The 23,122-nt window shown below is 45.2% G+C and carries 24 protein-coding genes; 17 read left to right on the plus strand and 7 right to left on the minus strand.

Annotation, left to right across the window (positions count from 1 at the left end):
• Nucleotides 1-267: 267 nt before the first annotated feature.
• Complete coding sequence (locus tag IRJ16_RS22555; RefSeq protein ID WP_194114186.1) at nt 268-1,968, minus strand: M3 family oligoendopeptidase; 1,701 nt, start codon at nt 1,966-1,968, stop codon at nt 268-270.
• Between the two features lie 119 nt (nt 1,969-2,087).
• On the opposite strand from IRJ16_RS22555, the gene IRJ16_RS22560 reads away from it, so the two are divergent.
• Both IRJ16_RS22560 and IRJ16_RS22565 read left to right on the plus strand, forming a co-directional pair.
• Complete coding sequence (locus IRJ16_RS22560; RefSeq protein ID WP_194114187.1) at nt 2,088-2,375, plus strand: hypothetical protein; 288 nt, start codon at nt 2,088-2,090, stop codon at nt 2,373-2,375.
• Nucleotides 2,341-2,697, plus strand: coding sequence for a hypothetical protein (locus IRJ16_RS22565; RefSeq protein ID WP_194114188.1), 357 nt, complete (start codon nt 2,341-2,343; stop codon nt 2,695-2,697). The genes IRJ16_RS22560 and IRJ16_RS22565 overlap by 35 nt, the downstream gene beginning before the upstream one ends.
• A 78-nt stretch (nt 2,698-2,775) precedes the next feature.
• Here the strand turns inward: IRJ16_RS22565 and IRJ16_RS22570 are convergent, their stop codons facing one another.
• Entirely contained in the window at nt 2,776-4,725 is a 1,950-nt protein-coding gene (locus IRJ16_RS22570; RefSeq protein ID WP_194114189.1) for a KUP/HAK/KT family potassium transporter, read from the minus strand.
• 203 nt (nt 4,726-4,928) lie between these two features.
• Here IRJ16_RS22570 and IRJ16_RS22575 point away from each other — a divergent pair, with 203 nt between their 5' ends.
• Nucleotides 4,929-5,423: a T9SS type A sorting domain-containing protein gene (locus tag IRJ16_RS22575; RefSeq protein ID WP_194114190.1), complete on the plus strand. Its 495-nt coding sequence runs from the start codon at nt 4,929-4,931 to the stop codon at nt 5,421-5,423.
• Nucleotides 5,424-5,477: 54 nt separating this feature from the next.
• Here IRJ16_RS22575 and IRJ16_RS22580 read toward each other — a convergent pair whose 3' ends face one another.
• On the minus strand, nt 5,478-5,804 hold the full coding sequence (locus IRJ16_RS22580) for a hypothetical protein (protein WP_194114191.1): 327 nt from the start codon (nt 5,802-5,804) through the stop codon (nt 5,478-5,480).
• 206 nt (nt 5,805-6,010) lie between these two features.
• Here IRJ16_RS22580 and thrS point away from each other — a divergent pair, with 206 nt between their 5' ends.
• The 5 genes from thrS (at nt 6,011) to IRJ16_RS22605 (ending at nt 10,453) form a co-directional block, all read left to right on the plus strand.
• Nucleotides 6,011-7,942 carry a threonine--tRNA ligase gene (gene thrS, locus IRJ16_RS22585; protein ID WP_194114192.1) on the plus strand — a complete coding sequence of 644 codons (1,932 nt, stop codon included), beginning with the start codon at nt 6,011-6,013 and terminating at the stop codon, nt 7,940-7,942.
• Between the two features lies 1 nt (nt 7,943).
• Nucleotides 7,944-8,510, plus strand: a complete 567-nt coding sequence (gene infC, locus IRJ16_RS22590) for a translation initiation factor IF-3 (protein ID WP_194114193.1) — start codon at nt 7,944-7,946, stop codon at nt 8,508-8,510.
• Between the two features lie 80 nt (nt 8,511-8,590).
• Nucleotides 8,591-8,791: a 50S ribosomal protein L35 gene (gene rpmI, locus IRJ16_RS22595; RefSeq protein WP_194114194.1), complete on the plus strand. Its 201-nt coding sequence runs from the start codon at nt 8,591-8,593 to the stop codon at nt 8,789-8,791.
• Nucleotides 8,792-8,867: 76 nt separating this feature from the next.
• Complete coding sequence (gene rplT, locus IRJ16_RS22600) at nt 8,868-9,212, plus strand: 50S ribosomal protein L20 (protein ID WP_194114195.1); 345 nt, start codon at nt 8,868-8,870, stop codon at nt 9,210-9,212.
• Between the two features lie 302 nt (nt 9,213-9,514).
• Nucleotides 9,515-10,453 carry a M12 family metallopeptidase gene (locus IRJ16_RS22605; RefSeq protein WP_228080432.1) on the plus strand — a complete coding sequence of 313 codons (939 nt, stop codon included), beginning with the start codon at nt 9,515-9,517 and terminating at the stop codon, nt 10,451-10,453.
• Between the two features lie 73 nt (nt 10,454-10,526).
• On the opposite strand, the gene IRJ16_RS22610 is transcribed toward IRJ16_RS22605, so the two are convergent.
• Entirely contained in the window at nt 10,527-13,058 is a 2,532-nt protein-coding gene (locus tag IRJ16_RS22610; protein WP_194114196.1) for a S9 family peptidase, read from the minus strand.
• 224 nt (nt 13,059-13,282) lie between these two features.
• Between IRJ16_RS22610 and IRJ16_RS22615 the strand changes: the two genes are divergently transcribed.
• Nucleotides 13,283-14,116, plus strand: coding sequence for a hypothetical protein (locus tag IRJ16_RS22615; protein ID WP_194114197.1), 834 nt, complete (start codon nt 13,283-13,285; stop codon nt 14,114-14,116).
• A gap of 150 nt (nt 14,117-14,266) precedes the next feature.
• Here IRJ16_RS22615 and IRJ16_RS22620 read toward each other — a convergent pair whose 3' ends face one another.
• Both IRJ16_RS22620 and IRJ16_RS22625 read right to left on the minus strand, forming a co-directional pair.
• Nucleotides 14,267-14,929, minus strand: coding sequence for an SdpI family protein (locus IRJ16_RS22620; protein ID WP_194114198.1), 663 nt, complete (start codon nt 14,927-14,929; stop codon nt 14,267-14,269).
• Between the two features lie 12 nt (nt 14,930-14,941).
• A complete protein-coding gene (locus tag IRJ16_RS22625; RefSeq protein ID WP_194114199.1) occupies nt 14,942-15,205 on the minus strand; it encodes an autorepressor SdpR family transcription factor in 264 nt (87 codons plus the stop codon).
• A 171-nt stretch (nt 15,206-15,376) separates the two neighbouring features.
• Between IRJ16_RS22625 and IRJ16_RS22630 the strand changes: the two genes are divergently transcribed.
• The 3 genes from IRJ16_RS22630 to IRJ16_RS22640 all read left to right on the plus strand — a co-directional run bounded on the left by IRJ16_RS22630 (nt 15,377) and on the right by IRJ16_RS22640 (nt 17,323).
• Nucleotides 15,377-15,688 carry a hypothetical protein gene (locus tag IRJ16_RS22630; RefSeq protein WP_194114200.1) on the plus strand — a complete coding sequence of 104 codons (312 nt, stop codon included), beginning with the start codon at nt 15,377-15,379 and terminating at the stop codon, nt 15,686-15,688.
• A 125-nt stretch (nt 15,689-15,813) separates the two neighbouring features.
• Nucleotides 15,814-16,059: a hypothetical protein gene (locus tag IRJ16_RS22635; RefSeq protein ID WP_194114201.1), complete on the plus strand. Its 246-nt coding sequence runs from the start codon at nt 15,814-15,816 to the stop codon at nt 16,057-16,059.
• Nucleotides 16,060-16,219: 160 nt separating this feature from the next.
• A complete protein-coding gene (locus IRJ16_RS22640) occupies nt 16,220-17,323 on the plus strand; it encodes a C1 family peptidase (RefSeq protein WP_194114202.1) in 1,104 nt (367 codons plus the stop codon).
• A gap of 90 nt (nt 17,324-17,413) precedes the next feature.
• On the opposite strand, the gene accD is transcribed toward IRJ16_RS22640, so the two are convergent.
• Complete coding sequence (accD, locus tag IRJ16_RS22645; protein ID WP_194114203.1) at nt 17,414-18,259, minus strand: acetyl-CoA carboxylase, carboxyltransferase subunit beta; 846 nt, start codon at nt 18,257-18,259, stop codon at nt 17,414-17,416.
• Nucleotides 18,260-18,505: 246 nt separating this feature from the next.
• Here accD and fbaA point away from each other — a divergent pair, with 246 nt between their 5' ends.
• The 5 genes from fbaA to IRJ16_RS22670 all read left to right on the plus strand — a co-directional run bounded on the left by fbaA (nt 18,506) and on the right by IRJ16_RS22670 (nt 22,979).
• Entirely contained in the window at nt 18,506-19,585 is a 1,080-nt protein-coding gene (gene fbaA, locus IRJ16_RS22650) for a class II fructose-bisphosphate aldolase (protein ID WP_194114204.1), read from the plus strand.
• Between the two features lie 91 nt (nt 19,586-19,676).
• Nucleotides 19,677-20,186, plus strand: coding sequence for a low affinity iron permease family protein (locus IRJ16_RS22655; RefSeq protein WP_194114205.1), 510 nt, complete (start codon nt 19,677-19,679; stop codon nt 20,184-20,186).
• Nucleotides 20,146-20,592 (plus strand): GNAT family N-acetyltransferase, encoded by a 447-nt coding sequence (locus IRJ16_RS22660; protein WP_194114206.1) that lies wholly within the window; start codon nt 20,146-20,148, stop codon nt 20,590-20,592. Before IRJ16_RS22655 ends, IRJ16_RS22660 begins: the two co-directional genes overlap by 41 nt.
• 21 nt (nt 20,593-20,613) lie before the next feature.
• Nucleotides 20,614-21,894, plus strand: a complete 1,281-nt coding sequence (locus tag IRJ16_RS22665; protein ID WP_194114207.1) for an MFS transporter — start codon at nt 20,614-20,616, stop codon at nt 21,892-21,894.
• Between the two features lie 164 nt (nt 21,895-22,058).
• Nucleotides 22,059-22,979: a DUF72 domain-containing protein gene (locus tag IRJ16_RS22670; protein ID WP_194114208.1), complete on the plus strand. Its 921-nt coding sequence runs from the start codon at nt 22,059-22,061 to the stop codon at nt 22,977-22,979.
• Nucleotides 22,980-23,122 lie beyond the last annotated feature (143 nt).

Here is a 23,122-nt window from a genome sequence, read left to right on the forward strand (position 1 = left end):
GGTCGGATGTTCTCCTCGTTTTACCTGTTCATACTCATTGATCAGGAAGCGATACTTACTTAGATAGTTCCGCTTTAGGGTAAGGTCATTATTAATGTTCCGCATAACGTTTTAGCTTAACTCTTTTAAGCTAATTCTGTTACCGAATTAGTTAACCTTTACAATTGCGAGGAACGAAGCAATCGCACACTCAACGAGCGAACATGCTTAGTTCGCGATTGCTTCGTTCCTCGCAATGACAAAATGGTCGGTATCGCTATCTCAAGATCAGATCTTACCCATCTCTTCCTTAACAAAGGCCGCCAGATCTTTGACATAGTCCGCGCTGAAATCAAATTTGATCCCGGCGGTGTCATAGATATCGCGAATGGTTTTGGTGTAACCCAACTTCAACGCATCCAGGTATTGTTGCAGGCCTTTTTCGGGGTTCTCTTTGTAGTTCTTCCAAACGGCTATGGCACCTAATTGGGCCATGCCGTATTCAATGTAATAGAAAGGCACTTCGAAAATGTGCAACTGTTTTTGCCACAGATTTTGCTGTGCATCGCAATGGTCGTTCCAATCTACAAAGCCCGCGCCGAAGCGGTTGTAGATCTGGGTCCAGGCCTCGTAGCGTTGCTCGTCGGTATGGTCGGGGTTAGTGTAGATCCAATGTTGGTATTGATCTATTACGGCTACCCATGGCAGGGTCTTTAATGAGTCGATCAGCTGATCACGTTTGGCACGTTTAAGGTCCTCTTCGCTTTCAAAATATACGTTCCAGTTATCCATGGATATCAATTCCATCGACATGGAGGCCAATTCGGCCACCTCGGCCGGGCAATGTTTAAAGTCGTTCAGTTCCAGATCAGCGGTTAGAAAGGTATGCACCGCGTGGCCCCCTTCGTGTACCATGGTAGTAAGATCGCGGAAGGTATTGGCCGAATTCATAAAGATGAAAGGCGCACCCGTCTCGGCCAGTGGATAGTTGTAACCACCCGGGGCTTTACCCTTGCGGCTCTCCACATCGAACAGACCATTATCTTTCATGATCTCTAAACGCTCGCCCAAATAACGACTGATATTGCTAAAACACTGGATCGACTTTTCGATCAGGTCAGCGCCGTCTTTGAATGGTTTCAAGGGTGCTTTACCGGAAGTGTCTACATCCATATCCCAAGCCTTTAAGGTCTCCAGACCTAAAGCCTCGCGGCGTTTCTCGGCATGTTCGCGAAGGATGGGTACGATCTCGGTCTCTATAGCCTCGTGGAAGGCGTAGCAATCTTGTGGGGTATAATCAAAACGGCCAAGGGCAGCGAACATATAGTCGCGGAAGTTCTCGAAACCGGCGTTCAACGCAACGGTATGGCGCAGTCCGCGTAGTTTGTTAAATAACTCGTTCAGTTTGTCTTTATCCTGCAAACGGCGGGCGGTGATGGTCTCCCAGGCCAACTGGCGTTTAGCGCGGTCGGTATCTTTTAAAAAGGCCGCGGCTTGCTCCATAGTGTACTCCTGGTCGCCAATGTGTACCGACATAGATCCGGTAATGCCTTGATACTGCTGTTGCGTTAATTGTATCTCGGTCTGCAACGGGATGTTCTCCTCGCGGAAAAGCTCCAACGCACGGCGCACGCCGCGCAAATAGATAAAATACTTTTGCTCGTCCAGTGCATCAATAAACTCGCTTGCTACCAGCTTCTTGTTCAGTTCGTTATCCAACGGGGCAATCTTAGGCTGTACCTCGGTAGCGAAGTATTGGAATTTGGCCAGCAGGTCGGCGTCGGTCGTATCGCAGGTCATGCGGATGTAGCGCCAGGCAAAATCCTCCTCAACGGCAGCTTCCAATTCGCTGCGGTCGCGCATCCATTGTTCTAATTCCTCAACCGAATTGATCGGGCGGGCGGCAAGCTCTTTAAATAAAGGCTCCAGGCTTTCCCAGTTCATCTCAAAATTTTCGGGCAGGTATGTTCTTTGTTTCTTGTGGATCATGGTGTTGAATAAAGTCCGAAGTTATAAGTACTCGGTGTTAAGTCAAACATCGTAATGAAATATTTGTGCGGATGCGCGGCCAAGAAATAAATTGGTTACTTTGCATGGACAGATAGCTTATGCGTTACTTGACCTTATTGATCATCGCTTTTAGCCTAACGGCCTGCCATAGTAAGCCGGGTCCAAAGGATAAATGGCTGCAAGATACTCTTGCTGAACTACGGAAGAAAGCTGACTTTAAGCCATTACCGCTGCACGAAGCCTATGACTTTATCAATAAGTACTATTTGCCAAAATTGGACTCCTTACCTATTCATCGAACCATATTTGTTCATCCGTTAACCGGGAAGGATTTTCAACTGGTATTCAAAAATGACAGCGCTTTACTCGGGTCGAAACACTTCTGATATCAAGCTATATCCACCACCAACTGGATTATATAATGATACTTTTAGCTGGGAAGTGAAGCGTTTTGTCAAAACTAAACTCGCAAGCGATTCTTTAGAAAGAGAGTTCTTTAAAAAGAAGGATAAAGGTTATTTAAATAAAGTGATTGCTTTTCATAAAAAATTTGGTGCAGGGTATATGATGGTTTCGTACCCGCAATATAACGCAAAAACTAACAAATTGGTCATTGAAGATTGGCTTGAAGATGCTGGTTGGTGTGGTACAGGAAAGGACACTAAGTACACCTTTGAGAAGACCGCTAATGGTTGGAAAGAGCTTTAAACAAAAATAGCGATAGGCCCAAACCCATCGCTATCTTATTCTTTATTTACTAACCGCGAACCGGCAACTGCAAAATGATCAATTCATCCTCGTGATCATCACTTCCTCCGGGCTGGCCAGCATCAGCGGAACTTTTTCTACGGTTACAAAGCTCAGGTCGAGGCCGAAACCACGTTCTTCAGATAAGCTCAGGTGTTTTAATTGCTGGTAAATGGTCATCACAATGCCCTCGTAAAATGAAAGTCCATGTGCGCGTGACAAGATCTTTTCGATCACTACAAAGCGGAAATCGCCTACGATCTTGTGCTTATTCAGCGATTTGTATTTACTCATGATCTCTACCTCGCCTTTCTTCACCAGGTCCTCAACCACCTTGCGGAACAAGAGGTTGATCTGCTGCTCGACACGGAAGCCCAGTTTAAAATCGATACGGATCACTTTATTAGGGACAAGGAAATCTACGCGGTATTCACAAGTGTACGGTTCGTCCATTACATCTACGTGAACCAGCCAGTACACATCGGCGCGTTTAGGCTGCTTTTGCAGGATGGAGTAGATGATCTTTGATTCCACCTCCGAGTCGAAGTTGGCGCTGGTCAAATAAACCAGTTGCGAGGCGTATTTAGGTACGGTCTCATCGTCGCTTAGCTCTTGCAGGATGTTGTAATAATCCTCTATCTCTACAAATTTAACGTAGCGGTTGCGGATCTTACGGGCAGTATGCCAGGTCCACATTACGCAGAACAGGAACAGACCAATGGTAAGCGTGAACCAGCCGCCGTGCATAAATTTGACCAGGTTACCGGCCAAAAATGTTCCTTCGATAATAAAGTAAACCAGCAAAAAAGCCCAGATAATATATGATGGCACCTTACGGCGTTTCAGGAATTTAGATACCAAAATGGTGGTCATCAACATGGCTACGGTGATGCTTAAACCGTAAGCAGCCTCCATGGCTTCTGACCGTTGGAACAACCAAAGCACGATCAAGCAACCGGCACACAATATCCAGTTGATGCTGGGTACATATAGCTGGCCTTTTTGCTCGCTTGGATAAAAGATACGCACCTTAGGCCAAAGGTTAAGCCTAACAGCCTCAGATATCAGCGTGAACGAACCTGATATTAAAGCCTGACTGGCAATAACCGCCGCCGCCGTAGCGATAGCGATACCACCGTAGAGAAACCAGCTTGGCATGATCTGGAAGAAAGGGTTAAACTTATTCAGGTCCATAACCTGTCCGTCGTGCTGCATTAGCCAGGCCGCTTGCCCAAGGTAATTTAGGATAAGGCAGGTTTTTACGTACACCCAGCTTACGCGGATGTTCTGTTTGCCGCAATGACCAAGGTCTGAATATAAAGCCTCGGCACCCGTAGTACACAGGAAAACCGCGCCCAGAATAATAAAACCCTGGTGACTGCTGCTACTGGTAAGCAAACTAATGGCATAATATGGATTAAGCGCTTTGATCACCCACGGCATCTGGATGATATAGCTAAAGCCTAAAACGCCCATCATGGTAAACCATAAGAACATGATAGGCCCAAATGCCTTACCCACTAACGAACTGCCGAATTGCTGTATAATGAACAGCACGGTAATAATACCGGCCACTATCCAAACCGTGGGCAGGTTATCCACCAAAGGTTCTAAACCCTCAATAGCCGAAGAAATGGTGATGGGGGGCGTAATGATCCCGTCGGCCAGCAAAGCGCAGCCGCCAAGCACAGCCGGGACGATGAGCCATTTAGCTTTGCGGCGCACTAACGAAAAAAGCGAGAATATCCCGCCCTCGCCTTTGTTATCCGCTCGTAATGTGATAATTACATATTTTAGCGTAGTTTGCATGGTCAGCGTCCAAAATACTAAGGACACACCGCCAAGCACCAATACCTCGTTAATGCGGGTGGTACCTACAATTGCTTTAAATACGTACAAGGGAGACGTGCCGATATCACCGTAAATGATACCCAGGCTAATAAGCAAACCGCCGAGGGTAAGCTTTTGCAGATCTTTATGTTGCGACACTTTTGTAGAAAATTATTGCGATGCAAAAGTATTAAAAATGATGATCAATAATTGTTTTATTACGTATACAGAAATATTATGTAAATTTCACACTAAGCGGGTTAAACCCTAAGTGTTAATTTTTGTTAAATTGATAGATAAATAGGTTGCGGGTTAGCATATTTGCCAAGCATTATTTATACTTTTGTATTTAAGTGCCAATTATGAACAAAAGCTATACTAAAATTCTTTCGCGTACGTTGCTGCTGCTGGCGGTATTGTGCCTGAATTTTGCTATAGCGGGCGCAGTTCAGGTTCAAAAAGCGGATACTACTTACTATCGTCCGTTAAAGACCAAAAAGGATAAAAGCTTTTTGAAATCGGTTTTTTCGCCATCTATGCCGGCGGTTAAAACTTACAATATCCCGGTAAGCAAACCTGCCCAGGTGCTTGATGATAAGTTACTGAATAACGTACAGGTTTATCCTAACCCAACAACTGATCAGATCAGCGTTAAATACACCATCACCCGCGATGCTAACGTAACCATTAAGTTGATGGACGTGTTAGGCAACCAGGTAGCCACACTTTTTACCGGCCGCAACCAACCCGGCGAGTACAAAAATGCCAGCAACCTACCCAAGCTGAATACCGGTTTTTACTTTGTGCGCGTGATAGCCAATACCGAGTCGGTAGTAAAAAGGGTTTCTATCCTTTAAGGCATCACTGATCTGTCGACTTTATCCGACAGGATATCTTCCCAGTAAATTTTATTAGATATGGAAGTATAGCGAGTAAGCTATCACCATGCCGATCAGTAAAGATCCGGCCCAGGTCCACAATGGCATATGGGTTTGCGATTTTACTTTATTAAAGGCTTTGATCAGATCAGGTGTCATCTGGCGACGTTTAGATGCCGTCATGCAGTGGGTACATAATGCCACACCTGTTTTATTAGTGGGGAATAATGGCATCCCCAATACGGTCCGGTATTTTTGGAACACGTGCATATCCATGGTGTGCACAGTGCCACATTTAGCGCATTCGTTCTCTATCGGCTCAACTTTCAACTTCGCTAACTTGGTCGCGTAAACGGTCATTCAACTATTTTTGGTTGGATATACGGCAAATGTTGCAAAAAGTTTGCCGAATGCCGCCAATTATAAAATACTGGATGAAATGAACAGGACAAACTAAGTTTGCAGATCCTCTCAAATTCCCTACCTTCGTATCCAAATAAAAGATCACTCCCGTAGGTGATCGTCTTTTAATAAACAATTTAAAAACATAGCATCATAGTTGTATTATGATCAACATCACACTCCCCGACGGATCCGTCCGTCAGTATGACAAGGGTATAACTTCTGCCCAGATCGCATTATCCATTTCAGAGGGCCTTGCCCGTAACGTTTTAGCTGCCGAGGTTGACGGTGAGGTATGGGATTCGTCTCGTCCTATCGAAAAAGACTCGCACATAAAACTGCTGACCTGGAATGACGCAGATGGTAAGTCTACCTTTTGGCATTCATCTGCCCACTTATTGGCCGAGGCCTTAGAGGCGCTGTATCCGGGTACCAAATTCGGTATCGGTCCGCCGTTGAAAGAGCAACCAGGCTTTTACTACGACGTTGATTTTGGCGACCGCAACTTTACTCAAGACGACTTTAAAGCCGTTGAGGATAAAATGATCGAGCTGGCTAAAGCTAAATCCGAATACATCCGCAAGCCGGTCAGCAAAGCCGACGCTATTGAATATTTTACCGAAAAAGGTGACGAGTACAAGCTGGATCTGATCAAGGATCTGCCTGACGGTGCCATCACTTTTTATACCCAGGGCGGCTTTACCGACCTATGCCGCGGTCCGCACATGCCTAATACCGGCTTTGTAAAGGCCGTTAAAATAACTAACGTAGCAGGTGCTTACTGGCGCGGGGACGAGACCCGCAAACAGTTGACCCGTATTTACGCCGTAACTTACCCTAAGGCAAGCGAGCTGACCGAATATCTGCACATGATAGAGGAAGCAAAAAAACGCGATCACCGTAAATTGGGTAAAGAGTTGGAGTTATTCGCTTTCTCTGAGAAGGTGGGCATGGGCTTACCGTTGTGGTTGCCAAAAGGTACTGCTTTGCGCGAGCGTTTGGTCAACTTCCTGCAAAAAGCACAGTCTAAGGCTGGTTACGAGCAGGTGATCACCCCACATATCGGTCATAAAAACTTGTACGTGACATCAGGTCACTACGAGAAATATGGCAAGGATAGCTTTCAACCAATAAAGACCCCGCAAGAAGGGGAGGAGTTCTTCCTTAAACCGATGAACTGCCCGCACCATTGCGAGATATATAAAACTAAGCCAAGATCTTACAAAGATCTGCCGGTGCGTTTTGCCGAGTTCGGTACCGTTTACCGTTACGAGCAAAGCGGCGAGTTGCATGGCCTGACCCGCGTACGTGGATTTACTCAGGATGATGCTCACTTATTCTGCCGCCCGGATCAGGTGAAGGACGAATTTAAAAAGGTGATCGACCTGGTGTTGTATGTATTCAAGGCTTTAGGTTTTGAGAACTATACTGCGCAAGTATCATTACGTGATCCTGAAAACAAAGCCAAATACATCGGTACAGATGAGAATTGGGCTTTGGCTGAATCGGCGATCATTGAGGCTGCGGAAGAAAAAGGCTTACCGACCGTAGTAGAATACGGTGAAGCTGCGTTCTATGGGCCTAAGCTGGACTTTATGGTGAAGGACGCCCTTGGCCGTAAATGGCAGTTAGGTACTATCCAGGTAGATTATAACCTGCCCGAGCGTTTTGAGTTGGAGTACACCGGTAGCGATAATCAAAAGCACCGCCCGGTAATGATCCACCGCGCACCATTTGGTTCGTTAGAACGCTTTGTGGCTGTATTGATCGAGCACTGCGCAGGTAATTTTCCGCTGTGGTTATCGCCCGAGCAATTCATTATTTTGCCTATCTCAGAAAAATATGAGGATTATGCAAAAAAACTTTCAGATGAACTAAAAGATTCCGATATTTGCGGGCTTATTGATTTCAGGGACGAGAAGATCGGACGTAAAATTCGCGACGCTGAAGTTAAAAAGATACCTTTTATGCTGATCGTTGGCGAGAAGGAAGAAGCCGAAGGCCGGGTATCTGTACGCAGACACGGACAAGGCGACTTAGGCAGTATCACAATTGAGGAACTGAAACAACAAATAACAAAAGAAATAACAGTATAACTTGGCATTAAACAGACCATTCAACAGAGGCCCAAGGCCACCTTTTAAAAAGAAGGAAGCCGAACATAACATTAATCAATACATCAGGGCACAAGAGGTGCGCCTGGTTGGTGATAATGTTGAGACAGGTGTTTACTCACTTAGAGAAGCGCTGGCATTTGCTCAGGAGCAGGAATTGGACCTGGTTGAGATATCTCCGAACGCGGTTCCGCCGGTTTGTAGGATCATCGACTACAACAAATTCATCTACGAGCAAAAGAAGAAGATGAAGGAGATCAAAAGTAACGCCAAACAAACCGTTATTAAGGAGATCCGTTTTGGGCCAAATACTGATGACCATGACTTTAACTTTAAGCTGAAACATGCTACCGGTTTCTTGGAAGCAGGCGAAAAAGTTAGGGCTTATGTTCACTTTAAGGGCCGTGCCATCGTTTACAAAGAACAAGGCGAGATCTTATTGTTACGCTTTGCCCAAGCTTTAGAAGAAGTAGGTAAAGTAGAGCAATTGCCAAAGTTAGAGGGTAAGCGTATGTTTTTGGTGGTAACGCCAAAGGCTGCTAAGAAGTAATTACGACGTGCCGCGAGCCGGTATCGACATAAAGAGTTTTGCAGTGATGCAAATACATAAACAAAAATAAAAACAGAGTTATGCCAAAAATGAAAACCAATTCCAGTGCAAAAAAGCGCTTTAAGCTGACTGGAACAGGTAAGATCGCAAGGAAGAACGCGTTCAAAAGCCACATCTTGACCAAGATGTCGACTAAACGTAAGCGTGCCTTAGGTCACACCAGCTTAGTATCTGATGCAGACATGGGCAACGTTAAACGTATGCTTTGCATCGGTAAGTAATTAATTAATTTTTTAGACCAGGTATTAGAGTACACAAGATCGTTAACACGACACTCACTACCAAAAAACAAGTAACATGCCACGTTCAGTAAACGCAGTAGCATCGCGCCGCAGGCGCAAAAAGATCATGAACCTCGCAAAGGGGTATTATGGTTCACGCAGTAAGGTTTATACTATTGCAAAAAACACAGTAGAAAAAGGTTTACAGTACGCTTACCGCGACCGTAAGACCAAGAAAAGAGAATTCCGCGCTTTGTGGATCCAACGTATCAATGCTGGTGCACGCCAGTACGGTATTTCTTACTCTCAGTTGATCGGTAAGTTAAATGCCTCAGAGATAGGTTTGAACCGTAAAGTATTAGCTGACTTAGCTATGAACCATCCTGACGCTTTTAAAGCAGTTGTGGATGCAGTGAAATAAGCTAACAGTTTATATCATTCAAAAGCCCTTCGATGTTTCATCGAGGGGCTTTTTGTTTTATCTATCCCTCCTTCATCCCGAGGAACTTCTATCAGCGACATAAGGATCCCCGATAAGCATAGACGTAATGTAAATAAAATCGTGTATGATGAGGCTTTGTCAAGATCCCTTATTGCACTTTTTCTCCTTGAACATCAACGGCTTATCTTACCCGTTTAAACGGGTAATCAACTTTTTGTAAACTAAGAGTGTTTGAAAATTAATCACAAGTTAATTTTTATTAACCAAACAACACTCGAAGCATGAAAAACAAACTATCCTTAATGTCTATCCTTGCCGCAATGGCTTTGATGGCCGCATGTACTAAAGACACTGACCTGGTCAACCAACAACTAGCCAATAAAGATAAGACGGACGTTGTTGATAGCGACACTACAGTGAATGTTACCCCTCCCGTAACAACGTCGCCAACAGATCTTGATCCGGCAACCGCCCGGGCCGAAGAAGCTTACCCCGGCATAAGTGGAGCATGGCAGTCACAGATGATCAATGGTGATACGCTGAGGTATCAGGTGATCAGTGGCGAAAATATATTTGAAGGCGATATCTTACTTCCGGCCGGTGGTTTTAAGGCTAATACATCCGGAGATTTGACCACACAATCAACCGGTAATGCTGATCCTGACAGCCGTTGGCGAAACAATACCGTTTATTACGACATCAACGACAATTTGCCAAACAAAGGCCGGGTGACCAATGCTATAGCCCATTGGGAACAAAAGACCTCGATCCGTTTTGTAAAACGCACCACGCAAGCCAATTACGTTTACTTTACAGGTGGCAGCGGTTGCTCATCTTACGTGGGTAAGATCGGCGGAAGGCAGCCGATACACGTTGGCTCGGGATGCAGCGTAGGCAACACCATCCATGAAATAGGCCATGCGATCGGTCTTTTCCACGAGCAAAGCCGTTTGGACAGAGCCGATTTTCTGACGATACATTGGGATCAGATACAAGATGGCTATGAAGATAATTTCCGTACGTGGAAGAGGAACGGCTACGATGGCTTCGACCGCGGTACTACGCTTAATTTTAATTCTATCATGATGTATGGGCCATATTCGTTTGCCAAAGGCAGCAAACCTACTATCACTAAAAAGGATGGCTCTGTTTACGAATATCAGCGCACGGCTTTGTCCGAGAGGGATATCAATACCGTAAATTTTATGTACCCTAATTGATAGTTAGATACTCACGAAACAACAAAACCCGCGATCAGCTCACGGGTTTTGTTGTTTTATAATGATCACGTTTTTAATTCTGCTCCTCATCCGGCGTTGCACCGCCGCCGCGTTTGTTACTCATCTCCACCTCGCGGCTCATCTCTACAATATCTACCGGTTGCGAGAAATCGCCTAACAGATATTTTGTAAAGTAGTCGGCTTTTTGCCAAAAGAAATACTCGGTCATGTCGCCGTAAGCGTGGCGTTGGCCGGGTAGCAATACATAGTCAAAACGTTTGTTGGCTTTGATCAATGCGTTGATCACACGGACGGTATTAGACGGACTCACGTTGTTGTCTATTTCACCTGTCGATAACATCAGGCGGCCTTTCAGGTTTTTGGCCAGATCCTGGTTCTTGTCTATGCTGTAGGTAAATGTCGTGTCGCCTTTCGGACTGATCACTTCTTTAACACCGTGGTGTTTCTCACTCCACCAACGGTTGTAAATGCTGTTATCGTGATTGCCCGATTCGGATACCGCTACCTTGAAAAAGTCGGGGTAAACCAACATCGCAGCTGTCGACATAAAACCACCACCTGAGTGACCGGTGATACCTACACGGGTAATGTCAATGAACGGATATTTATCGGCCAATTGCTCGGCAGCGGCTTTTTTATCAGCCAAGCCATAATCGCGCAGGTTGCCGTAACCAAAAGTATGGTACCATTTAGACCTTGACGGGTTACCGCCACGGTTACCTACCGATATCACAATGAAGCCCATCTGAGCCAACCTGTCGGTATAATCCATGCTGCGGCTAAAGGCAATATTCACCGCCTCGGTTTGCGGACCAGGATATACGTACTCAATGATCGGGTATTTTTTGGCCGGATCAAAATCATAAGGCTTGTACATCACGCCGTACAGATCGGTGATGCCGTCATCGGCCTTAACTTTAAATGGTTCAGGGAATTTGTAACCTGCGGCCATCATTTGTTTCAGGTCGGTAGTTTCCAGATCCATGATCTTGGTGCCAGAGCTATTGTATAATACCGATTTAGGTGCGGCATTAACACGCGAGGCTGTATTGACGAAATACTTGGCATTATCGTTCAGGCTCGACGTGTTCGTAAAGTCGCCCGGGTTTAGCTGTTTGATACCAGTTCCATCTAAATTGATCTTGTACAGGTGCGAGTAGTAAGGGTTTTGATTCGCTTCCCTGCCAACAGCGTTAAAATACAGCGTACGACTTTTTTCGTCTACGTTAACTACATCATCGCAATGGAAGGATCCGGTGGTGATCTGGTTCTTCAGTTTGCCGGCACCATCAAACAGGTAAAAATGTGCCCAGCCATCACGCTCCGACCAATGGATCAGCTCCTTGCCGCCGTTGATCAGCCATGGGCGGGCGATCTCCACATATGTGTTCATGCGTTCCTGTATCAGCACTTTAACGGTGCTGGTCTTAATATCCACGCTGCACACGTCTATCTTCTTCAGGTCGCGGCCTATGCGGTAAAAATAGAATTTCTCGTTATCACCTAACCACAAAGCAGGGCGGAACTCGTCGTCACGCGACTTTTGCAGCACGGGTGCCGACCACATGGATACATCCTGGTCTTTGAATGCGGTCACGGCCAATTTCTTGAATGTTTTAGCATCGAAATCAAACAGCAGGAAATCATCTACCGGGCCATCTTTCTCGCCCGGCATTTGGTATTTGTAGGTCTCCAAAGTAGGGCGGGGTTCGGCTACGCTGTTGATCACCCAAAAATCTTTCACCTTGCGCTGATCGGTACGCGTCATAGCAAAATGCTTGCTATCGGGCGACCATAATACCGACGTCGACTGTCTTTTCTTGGCGTTCTTTTCACGTTCGGCATTGGTCTCGTTGCCTTGGGCGTTGCCGTAAGCGTAATTCTCGATACCGTCCTTGGTCAGCTGGTGCTCTACAATGGTGCTGTCGTTTTCGTCCTTTAAAGCCTTTTTATAATTGGCCTTGTCCATCCAATACAGGTTGAATTTGCGGGCAAAGATCACGGCCGAACTATCCGGGGCGATAGATGCCCAGCTTGGTTTCGGTTTAACTTTTTCATAATTCTTCAGCTCGGTCACCTTTTGGCTTTGCAGATCGTAAGTAAAGTAGAAGGTCTTTTTTTCCAGCGAGTCCGCAGCTTTTTTGTCCTTGCGCTCTTTCTTTACCTGGTCGACAGTGCTCTTCAATTCAAATTGAACACTTTTTTCGTCCTTAGTGAATTTCAGGTTCTCGATAGGTAAATGTTGCGCATCAAAAGGGTCTTTAACGATCAGCGTGATGGCAGCCGCCAGTTTGTCGTTATCAAAGATCTGTTTTTTGGTTTTGAAAGCCGGATCCACGATATACCATTTGCGGCCCTCGCCGGTCTCGTAAGTGTACCAAAATCGATCGGACAGCTTTAGCCAATGCGGATCTACCGACATGCTGAACACCATTTTAGAGATCTTTTTTGGCGAGAACCTCGATGCCAGCTGGTAGTTGCCTTTAACCGGGGCCGGAGCAGCGGCAGGCACAGCAGGAGCGGTTTGCGCGTTAGCCTTAATGATGCAGGCCAGCGCGAATAACGATAAGTAAAGTTTCTTCATCTGTGTCAATTAGAGAGCGGGAAGATAACTAAAAAGCCTGAAAATTAGGCGGGACTGATGGCGCTTGGCGGGAATGGTAATAAGGAAATTACAGGGAATTGTCTAAACCCCGACACCACGGTCCACGAGGGTCAGCAAAGTAGTAAGCACAGTCTGTTTTTAGATCCAACGGATCTTTATTTTTCAGATATCGTATCCTATATTTAGAAAAAAAACCGATGCCTGTGCAACCTAAACTTTTCTTCAGTACTATTTACTTTTTCTTTTTTATTAATGTTTTGTCTGCGCATGCTCAGAAACAACCTGAGGTACAAAAGGTAAGCTTACGCGCACCTGCCGGCCTTGTGGTTGATGGGAAAATGACCGATGGGGATCCCGGAATTTTTCAAGCCCGTAATTCGATCAACCGGATCTCTTATACGGTATGTAACGACGATATAAACTTATACCTTATTATAAGAGGTGTGGATGTGCCTGAGGTAGAAAAGATGGCTGCCGGTGGGGTCACTATTGCGGTCAGCAAGCTTACTGACAAAAAACTGCGTGACAAGAAAGAAAATAAAATGGTCATCAGTTATCCGGTGTTAGAGCAAACAGAGAACGGCATCTCTAACGCGGTCAGGATCTATCGTGGTCTTAAACGAGAAGACTCTGTGGCGAATAAAATACACATGAAAACGATGAGTGAACGTTTTGATAAAAAAGTAAAGTTGCTGTTCTCTTATTTTGCAGTAGAAGGATCAAAAGATATCGCGTCATCAAATAGTTCCAGATCAGGGTCGGAGGGTATCGTTGTAAGCTCGGGGTTCAACAAAAACATGGCGCTCACGTATCAGATCGCTATTCCATTAAAACTGCTGTCCGTCACCCTGGGTCAGGACACTAAATTAAGTTACCAGATCAAACTCAACGGTTTCCCGCTGGTGCAAAAGACAAAGAACGGCACGGTAGCCGCCCCTGTTGGTATCCCTGATGACGACTTAAAACCAGATCCCGACTTTGAATATTTGCATTCTCCAAGTTCGTTTTGGGCAGAATACACTTTGGCGCTCAAATAAGGTAATTTCTGATCAGCGGTTCAAAAATTTAAGCGAAAAGATCGCAAAAGTTTTTCACAAAGGGCACAACGCTTTTAAGGCGATATGCAAGTCCTTTGTGGCCTTGTGCTTTATCTCTTTGCGGACTTTGTGATTAAATGGTAATGATACTCAGCTTTTCACCTGGTGCTTCTTAAAATAAACAAACGAGTAAACTAACGGCACCAAGGTCATTACCCCGATTACGGACATTACAAAAATAAAGCTGATACTGTTAGGCAACACCAAGCCCGACAGGCAAATGATCAAACCGCCGATCACCCACATCCGCGCGGCCAGGCGATGCGTAACACGCCAGGTGTCAGGATCCTCTAAGGTCCAGGGAGTACGAATGCCTGCAAAGTAGTTTGGTTTAATATTGTTCATCATATTGCCGATGAAGGCGAATAGTAAGCCCATCAGCGGGAACAGCACTTTCTCGATCTTCATGCCTCCCTCTTTGGTAGCGTAGATAATGGCGATGCTCAGCCCGCTCACAAATACCGCCGTTCCGAAGCCCATTTTACCGTAAACGGCTTCGCTATACTGCACCAGTTTTTTAGGGTCGATATACTTAATGTTGCGCATCAGCAGAAAAACGCCTAACGCGACCGCCTGCATAAAAGCAATGATCAAAGCAAAGCTGCTTTTGGGACCAAAATTATCCGGCACACCCTTATGGTTATAATGCAGCGGGACAGTGCCCGGCAGGGTAGGGTAAACCGCGATCAGGTAAACGAACGGGATAAGGCAAACGCCGATGGTGGCAAAATCTATTAAGGTCAGTTTCTTCATGATAATAGGGGTTTATTTATTGGTTTGCGTAAGTTGAACTATCCAGGTAAGCACCTCGTCCAGCACGGTAGTGTTGAGCGAGTAATTGATGAACTGCCCCTCTTTTACCGATATCACCAACCCGGCCTGTCTCAGCAGATCCAGATGATGCGATATACTGGGCTTAGAGATATTGAAGCGGTCGGCTATTTCACCGGCCGACATGTCTTTCTCTTTCAGCATATCCAGTATCTGCCGGCGGGTAGGGTCATTAAGTGCTTTAAAAAGGGTATTCAATTTGGATGATTAGTTATTTAGACAAATATCTAAATATTATTGGTAATTCAAAAAACTGATGCAACTGATCTTTCATCCCCTGATACCTTTCGGACTTTAGATCTTTCGGACTTTTCTAAAAACCTTTCCCAGATCCATAGGTTTATTAATTAACAATTAAACAAAACCAATATGGAAGCAAATAACAATATGGAGAACGAATCCTATGGATTTGACCCGAACGAAGTACCGGAACGTAACCCAAATGAAACCCCTGAACGTGATCAGGCCGATAACGAGGGCACAGGTTATTCACAACAGCAAGAAGTCCAACAAAATAACGATGGCAGCGACACCTCATACACCGAACAGAACGATGTGACCCCACCCGAGAAACACGAGTTCCCGTCAGAAGGCCGCGCCACAGGTAACTTTCAGCCGAGCGACCATGGCCGCAGCACCGGCAGGATGGTAGGCCACGAGCCGGGTACGGAGGGAATATAAAGCTAAGGAGTTCATGGTTGATGGATCATAGTTCATAGTGAGAAAGATATTCAGTATTTTTTTCTGCCATGAACTATGATCCATCAACTATGAACTTTCTCATTAACCATTAAATTAATAGCGCCATGGAAGAGCAATTTAATTATCCTGCAAATGACAGGGAAGACCTGAAATGGAATAAGGAAGAGGACATGGGCGATACGCCGGGTATCGACAGCGTAGGCCACAAAGGTTTGGAGCAAGATGGTCCCAATAAGAGCAAACCGTTCAACGTCCTGAATCAGGACGGCAGTTTTGCTGACTATGCAGAACGGTCGGACAACAACCCGCACAATGATACCAACGACGGAACGTTAGGTATCGGCAAATAAGCAACCGCATGGTTGCGCGTTTTGTAAAAAATTTCAAAACGCGAAAAAAGCATCAAAAAGGGCTGTTTTTTTAACGAAAAGCAGCCCTTTTTTGCGCAAGTAATTTTAGCACTTTTAAGCTGCGGATCTGCTATATTTGGTTATATCCAAATATGTGACGATGAAAAAAATCTTAACCCTTGCCTTATATTTGGCGGCGGGCAGTGCCTTTGCCCAAACCAAATTTGCGGTCATTAAAAACAATCCTGCTACACCTGTTAAAAGTCAGGGTAACTCGGGTACCTGCTGGTGTTTCTCGAGCACGGCGCTTATCGAGAGCGAATTGCTGTTTAAAAAACAGCCCGAGAGCGATATTTCCGAAGTGTTTACGGTATATAATTTGTATGTTGATAAGGCCGAGAACTTCGTCCGCCGCCGTGGTAATGCCCGCTTTACAGAGGGGGGCATTCAACAAGATATGATCTATAGTACAGACAGATACGGCGCTGTACCACAGGAGATATACCCCGGCGTTGGCCGCGATACCGTCCTTAATCGCGATGGCGAAATGGAGGGCAAATTGAAGGGCTACATCGACGACCTGCTGAAGAAATACCGCGATACCATCCCGCTGAACTGGCAGGCAGGCTATAAAAAGATACTGGACAGCTACTTAGGTGCGCCACCGGAAAAATTCACTTTTCAAGGTAAAGAATACACCCCAAAGACCTACGCGACTGAGAAAGTAGGCACAAAATTATCGGACTATATCGGTCTTACATCCTTTACCCATCATCCATACAACACCTCTTTTGCGATGGAAGTGCCTGATAATTACAATAGTCACGTTTATTATAATGTTCCGTTAGATGAGTTCATCAGCACGGTAAAGGCGGCCATCAACAAAGGTTACACCCTGGCTTGGGATGCCGACGTAAGCAATAACGGTTTCCAGCAAAATAAAGGTTACGCCAAATGGACCCAAAGCAAAGCCGATGCGCAAGCGTTCGATAGTTTTACTGAACAGAAACCAACGGCAGCTATTCGCCAGCAATTGTTTGATAAACAACAGACTACCGATGATCACCTGATGCAGATCACTGGTCTGGCCAAGGACGAAAAAGGCAACGAATATTTCATCGTTAAAAACTCATGGGGTAAAAATGCCGGTCCGCATGGTGGGTATATTTATGTGAGTGTGCCTTATTTTGCCATCAATACTATATCGGTAGTGGTAAATAAAAAGGCGCTTGCATCGACCCAGATGTCGAAATTGGCAGAGTAATATCGAATTACCACAAAACAAGAACGGCCCGATGATGATCATCGGGCCGTTCTATTTATAACCTTTAAGCTTTCGCCTTTTACCTCAAAATTAGCTATTCATCATTTTGATGAACGAAGCCAGTTTGTCTTTCATCTCCCTACGGTCTACGATAAAGTCAAGGAAACCGTGTTCCTGAACAAATTCGGCAGTTTGGAAACCTTTAGGCAAGTCTTTTTTGATGGTCTCTTTAATAACACGCGGACCGGCAAAGCCGATAAGTGAACCCGGTTCGGCTATGTTAATGTCGCCCAGCATCGCGTAAGATGCGGTAACGCCGCCGGTGGTAGGGTCGGTGAGTAAAGAGATGTATGGTACTTTAGCTTGCGCTAATAAAGCCAATTTAGCCGATGTTTTAGCCATCTGCATCAGCGAGAAGGCTGCTTCCATCATACGTGCACCGCCCGATTTTGATATCATCAGGAAAGGTGTTTTGGTAGCGATAGCATGGTCGATAGAGCGTGCTATCTTTTCGCCCACTACAGACCCCATCGATCCGCCAATGAAGTTAAAATCCATACAGGCGATCACCAGATCCTGGCCGTCTATTTTACCGTAACCGGCGCGGATAGCGTCATTCAAGCCTGTTTTTTTGATGGTATCCTTAAGCCTGTCTACGTATTTTTTTGTATCAACGAACTGCAGCGGGTCCCCCGAAGTAAGATTCGGAAATAGCTCGGTAAACTCGTTATTATCAAATAAAATAGAGAAGTATTCTTTAGATCCGATGCGGATATGATAACCGCAATAGTGGCATACGTACTGATTTTCAACCTGTTCTGTATAGTGCAAAGGCTTTTTACAGTTCGGGCATTTATTCCATATACCGTCCGGGGCTTCTTTCTTATCTTCAGTTGACGTAATTATCCCCTTAAGTTCCCTTTTAAACCACGACATATTTTCTTGTTCCTCGTTCAATGTGATGCAAAGAAACGAATTTTTTTAATTAGATGTGAGATTTTAGATGTGAGATCTGAGACAGCATAGTTCGGTGCAGCATAAAAGTTGTATCAATTAAATAGAAGAAAGTGTATGAAATACACTCAAAATCGACGATTCCCCTGTGTTTCATATATAAATCTCACATCTATTATCTCACATCTCATATCTAATTACTACCTTCGGCTGTCAAAAATAAATCACATGGACCTAAAAAACTACAAAGGAGTACTGCATGGCGACCAAGTGCAGGAACTGTTCGAGATAGCCAAAAAGCATCAATTTGCCCTGCCGGCTGTTAACGTAATCGGTACTAACACTGTTAATGCTGTATTAGAGACCGCTGCTGCTGTAAAATCGCCGGTAATTGTACAATTGTCAAACGGCGGTGCTCAGTTTTACGCCGGTAAATCATTAGATAATTCAAAATTACAAGCCTGTATCTTAGGCGCTATATCTGCTGCTAAGCACGTTCACTTATTAGCTGAGCACTACGGTGTAGCAGTTATCCTGCATACCGACCACGCTGCCAAAAAATTATTACCTTGGATAGATGGTTTGTTAGATGCCGGTGAAAAACACTTTGCAGAAACAGGTAAACCATTGTTCTCATCACACATGCTGGATCTTTCTGAAGAGCCTATCGAAGAGAACATCGAGATATCTGCTAAATACTTAGAGCGCATGGCCAAAATGGGCATGACTGTTGAGATCGAACTTGGTGTTACCGGTGGCGAAGAAGACGGCGTTGATAACAGCGACGTTGATAGCTCACGCTTATATACTCAGCCTGAAGAGGTTGCTTACGCTTACGACGAATTGTCTAAAGTGAGTCACCGCTTTACCGTTGCTGCTGCATTTGGTAACGTACACGGTGTATACAAACCGGGTAATGTTAAATTACAACCGGTCATCCTGCATAACTCACAGGAGTTTTTGCGCGAGAAACATGGTATCGCTGCTGAAAAGCCGATCAACTTTGTATTCCACGGTGGTTCAGGTTCGAGCCAGGAAGAGATCCGCGAGGCTATCTCTTACGGTGCTATCAAAATGAACATCGATACCGATATGCAATGGGCTTATTGGGAAGGCATCAAAGATTTTTACAAGTCTAAAGAAGCTTACCTGCAAGATCAGATCGGTAACCCTGAGGGTGAAGATTCTCCAAATAAAAAATACTATGATCCACGCGTTTGGTTACGTAAAGGCGAAGAGAACTTTGTTAAACGCTTAACAACCGCTTTTGCCGACCTTAACTGCTTAGACGTAAATAGCAAATTGTAAAACCACAGGTTTTATTGTCACAAAAACGCCGGTGCATTGTTGTACCGGCGTTTTTGGTTTATAATTGTTTGATAATTAAACAGACTGCATTATGGTAAAGGGAAAAAAGAAACACCTGTTCGAGCGGTTCGCTAACTGGGCTACTATGGCTACCGGTAGTTCGGCCGCCTTCATCGGCGCTATTTCAGTGATCCTGTTATGGTTGGTGACCGGCCCGATATTCAAGTACTCGGATACGTGGCAGCTGATCATTAATACCGGCACCACCATCATTACGTTCCTGATGGTTTTCCTGATCCAGAAATCACAAAATAAAGATTCAAAAGCCATACATTTGAAACTGAACGAGCTGCTGGCATCACATCAGGGGGCCAGTAATCGAATGGTTGATATCGAGGACCTTACCGAGTTGGAATTGGATCAATTACACAAATTTTATGTGCGACTGGCCCAGTTAGCCGAGAAAGAAGACGACCTCACCTGCACCCACTCGATAGATGCCGCAGAAGATAACCACGAGAGCAAACAAAAAAATTACAGCAGTAAACCACACTACATAAATGCCCGAAGTAAAAGAGATACAAGTAAAAAAAGTAAGTGATCCCGCCGACCTGGAAAAAGTTTTTGCCATCCGTCGCGAGGTTTTTGTGGTAGAGCAAGACTGCCCGCCCGAATTGGAGTGGGAGTTTGAAGACGAATCGGTACATTTTTTAGCCAAGGTTGACGGTGAACCCGCCGGTGCCTGCCGCTGGCGCAAGACCGACAAGGGTTATAAATTAGAGCGCTTTGCCGTTTTAGCTAAGTTCCGCGGCTTTGGCTTAGGACAAGCCTTGGTAAAAACGGTATTGGAGGATCTGCCTGAGGATGCTACCTATGTTTATCTACATGCACAAATACAGGCAGTTGGCCTGTATACCAAATTCGGTTTTGAGAAAGTTGAACCGCAGTTTGAGGAAGCGGGCATTCAACATTACAAGATGGTGAAGAAAAGTTCGCTATCGTTATAAACCATATTTATTTCGATCCGAATGTCGCAAGCACCTACTTCATCATCCCGCATCTGGTCTATCATTGGCGGCTCGCTGGGTAACCTGGTAGAGTGGTACGATTGGTATGTGTACTCGGCATTCTCGCTATATTTCGCAGGTTCATTCTTCCCTAAGGGGAACGAAGTTGTGCAATTATTGAATACCGCCGGCATATTTGCTATCGGCTTTTTGATGCGGCCGATAGGTGGTTGGGTGATGGGCACCTATGCTGATAAGCACGGCCGTAAAGCGGCGTTGACCCTTTCTGTATTGCTGATGAGCATTGGATCTTTGGCTATCGCGGTGATACCGAGTTACGAGCGGATCGGCATCGCAGCCCCTGTTATTTTGGTGTTGGCCAGGATCATTCAAGGCTTAAGCGTAGGCGGGGAATATGGCACGAGTGCTACCTATCTGAGCGAAATGGCAGCCAAACAGCACCGCGGATTTTATTCCAGCTTTCAATATGTCACGTTGATCATGGGGCAATTGATGGCTTTAGGGGTATTGATCCTGCTTCAAAAGTTCTTTTTGACGGATGCGCAGTTACATGATTGGGGTTGGCGGATACCTTTCGGCATAGGAGCTGTCTTAGCCGTCACGGTGATGTATCTGCGGAGAAGTTTGCATGAATCGGCGGTGATGACCACTGATGAGAATAAGAAAGAACGCGGTACCGTTGGCGCATTACTGAAACACCCTAAAGCGGTGTTAACTGTTATCGGACTGACCATTGGTGGCACTGTAGCTTTCTATACTTACACCACCTACATGCAAAAGTTTTTGGTGACCACATCAGGATTCACCAAGAGCGAGGCTACGCTGATATCATCCCTTACATTGATCGCATTCATGTTACTGCAACCGGTATTCGGGGCGTTGTCGGACAAGATAGGGCGCAAGCCATTGCTGATCACCTTTGGTATTTTGGGTTCTATATCAACCGTTCCGTTGATGATCGCGTTGAGCGGAACGCACGAGCGTTGGCCGGCTTTCTTTTTGATATTGGCAGCGCTGATCATTGTAAGCGGATATACCTCTATCAACGCCGTAGTAAAAGCGGAATTGTTCCCGGCGCATATACGGGCATTAGGTGTTGGCTTTCCGTATGCGATCGCGGTATCGTTGTTCGGCGGTACGGCAGAGTATATCGCGTTATCATTTAAAGGCGCAGGACACGAGGAATGGTTCTATTATTATGTCACCGTTTGTATCCTGATATCGTTGCTGGTCTATAGTTTTATGGGCGACACACGGAAGTATTCTAAAATGGAAGACTGAGTATTTGTTATATCCCAATGGAAGCTGGCTTCAGTTTAAAACTGAAGCCTTACAGATAAAAGGAAGTCTGTGACTTCCGCAACAAGTCACAGACTTGTTTACATTCATCAAGCTTCAGTCACAGACTGAAGCCAGTATTAAAAAAAGTATAAACATACACCACCATGGAATTTGGCCGCGTTAAACCCGAAGAATTGCCCCTTGTAGATTTTAAATTACCTGCCGATCCGGCATTGACCAAAGAAGTTTTGGCCGCTGCCAAGGACAGAGAATCAGTTAAGGTTTACGTAGGCTGCGCCAAATGGGGGCGTAAGGAATGGGTAGGTAAGATATATCCCCCTAAAACCAAGGAAGCTAACTTTTTAGACGAATACGTAAAGCATTTCGACAGTATCGAACTGAACGCCACCTTCTATAACGTTTATCCTGCTGGGACCATTGCCAAGTGGAAAGCCAAAGCGGAGAGCAACCCCGACTTTAAATTTTGCCCCAAGTTTTCGCAAAGTATCAGTCACATCCGTCGCTTAAAAAATGCGGATGAGGTGACCACCCAATTTTATGAAGGCATTATGGCGTTTGGCGATAAGTTGGGTCCCGTGTTTTTGCAATTGAGCGATAACTATGGCCCAAAGAATATTGCCGACCTGCGTAACTATCTGGAACATCTGCCTAAGGATATTCCTGTTTATTTAGAGGTGCGCCACAAGGAATGGTATGCCAACCCTGATGCCAAAACTGAACTATTTGCCATGCTGAAAGAGTTAGGCATCGGCTCTATCATCACCGATGCATCCGGTCGCCGCGATTGCGTACACATGACCCTACCTACGCCGCATGCTTTTATACGCTTTGTAGGTAACAGTTTGGACAAGACCGACTACCAACGTGTGGACGAATGGGTTGCCCGTATAAAAGATTGGGCCGATCAGGGCTTAAAGTCGGTGTGGTTCTTCATGCACCAGCACGATGAGCGGTACTCGCCGGAATTATCTGACTACGTAAGCCAGGAATTGAATAAGGCGTTAGGGTTACATCTGCGTCGGCCGAAATTTATTGATAGGGATAAGGGGTTGTTTGATGAGTAATAACCTTTTGTCATTACTGTAAAGGTTAACTAATTCGGTAACAGAATTAGCTTAAAAAGAGTTAAGCTAAAACGTTATGCGGAACATTAATAATGACCTTACCCTAAAGCGGAACTATCTAAGTAAGTATCGCTTCCTGATCA

The organism is Mucilaginibacter myungsuensis, assembly GCF_015222005.1.
In the GTDB taxonomy this organism is placed as follows: Bacteria; Bacteroidota; Bacteroidia; order Sphingobacteriales; family Sphingobacteriaceae; genus Mucilaginibacter; species Mucilaginibacter myungsuensis.

Excerpts from the sequence above, each read along its gene's own strand:
- IRJ16_RS22665 (WP_194114207.1), top strand. The coding sequence starts at position 20,614 with ATGTCGCAAGCACCTACTTCATCATCCCGCATCTGGTCTATCATTGGC.
- IRJ16_RS22565 (WP_194114188.1), top strand. The coding sequence starts at position 2,341 with ATGACAGCGCTTTACTCGGGTCGAAACACTTCTGATATCAAGCTATAT.
- rpmI (WP_194114194.1), top strand. The coding sequence starts at position 8,591 with ATGCCAAAAATGAAAACCAATTCCAGTGCAAAAAAGCGCTTTAAGCTG.
- IRJ16_RS22555 (WP_194114186.1), bottom strand. The coding sequence starts at position 1,968 with ATGATCCACAAGAAACAAAGAACATACCTGCCCGAAAATTTTGAGATG.
- fbaA (WP_194114204.1), top strand. The coding sequence starts at position 18,506 with ATGGACCTAAAAAACTACAAAGGAGTACTGCATGGCGACCAAGTGCAG.
- IRJ16_RS22610 (WP_194114196.1), bottom strand. The coding sequence starts at position 13,058 with ATGAAGAAACTTTACTTATCGTTATTCGCGCTGGCCTGCATCATTAAG.
- IRJ16_RS22660 (WP_194114206.1), top strand. The coding sequence starts at position 20,146 with ATGCCCGAAGTAAAAGAGATACAAGTAAAAAAAGTAAGTGATCCCGCC.
- IRJ16_RS22630 (WP_194114200.1), top strand. The coding sequence starts at position 15,377 with ATGGAAGCAAATAACAATATGGAGAACGAATCCTATGGATTTGACCCG.
- IRJ16_RS22670 (WP_194114208.1), top strand. The coding sequence starts at position 22,059 with ATGGAATTTGGCCGCGTTAAACCCGAAGAATTGCCCCTTGTAGATTTT.
- rplT (WP_194114195.1), top strand. The coding sequence starts at position 8,868 with ATGCCACGTTCAGTAAACGCAGTAGCATCGCGCCGCAGGCGCAAAAAG.
- IRJ16_RS22620 (WP_194114198.1), bottom strand. The coding sequence starts at position 14,929 with ATGAAGAAACTGACCTTAATAGATTTTGCCACCATCGGCGTTTGCCTT.
- IRJ16_RS22580 (WP_194114191.1), bottom strand. The coding sequence starts at position 5,804 with ATGACCGTTTACGCGACCAAGTTAGCGAAGTTGAAAGTTGAGCCGATA.
- IRJ16_RS22560 (WP_194114187.1), top strand. The coding sequence starts at position 2,088 with ATGCGTTACTTGACCTTATTGATCATCGCTTTTAGCCTAACGGCCTGC.
- IRJ16_RS22575 (WP_194114190.1), top strand. The coding sequence starts at position 4,929 with ATGAACAAAAGCTATACTAAAATTCTTTCGCGTACGTTGCTGCTGCTG.
- thrS (WP_194114192.1), top strand. The coding sequence starts at position 6,011 with ATGATCAACATCACACTCCCCGACGGATCCGTCCGTCAGTATGACAAG.
- IRJ16_RS22640 (WP_194114202.1), top strand. The coding sequence starts at position 16,220 with ATGAAAAAAATCTTAACCCTTGCCTTATATTTGGCGGCGGGCAGTGCC.
- IRJ16_RS22655 (WP_194114205.1), top strand. The coding sequence starts at position 19,677 with ATGGTAAAGGGAAAAAAGAAACACCTGTTCGAGCGGTTCGCTAACTGG.
- accD (WP_194114203.1), bottom strand. The coding sequence starts at position 18,259 with ATGTCGTGGTTTAAAAGGGAACTTAAGGGGATAATTACGTCAACTGAA.
- IRJ16_RS22605 (WP_228080432.1), top strand. The coding sequence starts at position 9,515 with ATGAAAAACAAACTATCCTTAATGTCTATCCTTGCCGCAATGGCTTTG.
- IRJ16_RS22635 (WP_194114201.1), top strand. The coding sequence starts at position 15,814 with ATGGAAGAGCAATTTAATTATCCTGCAAATGACAGGGAAGACCTGAAA.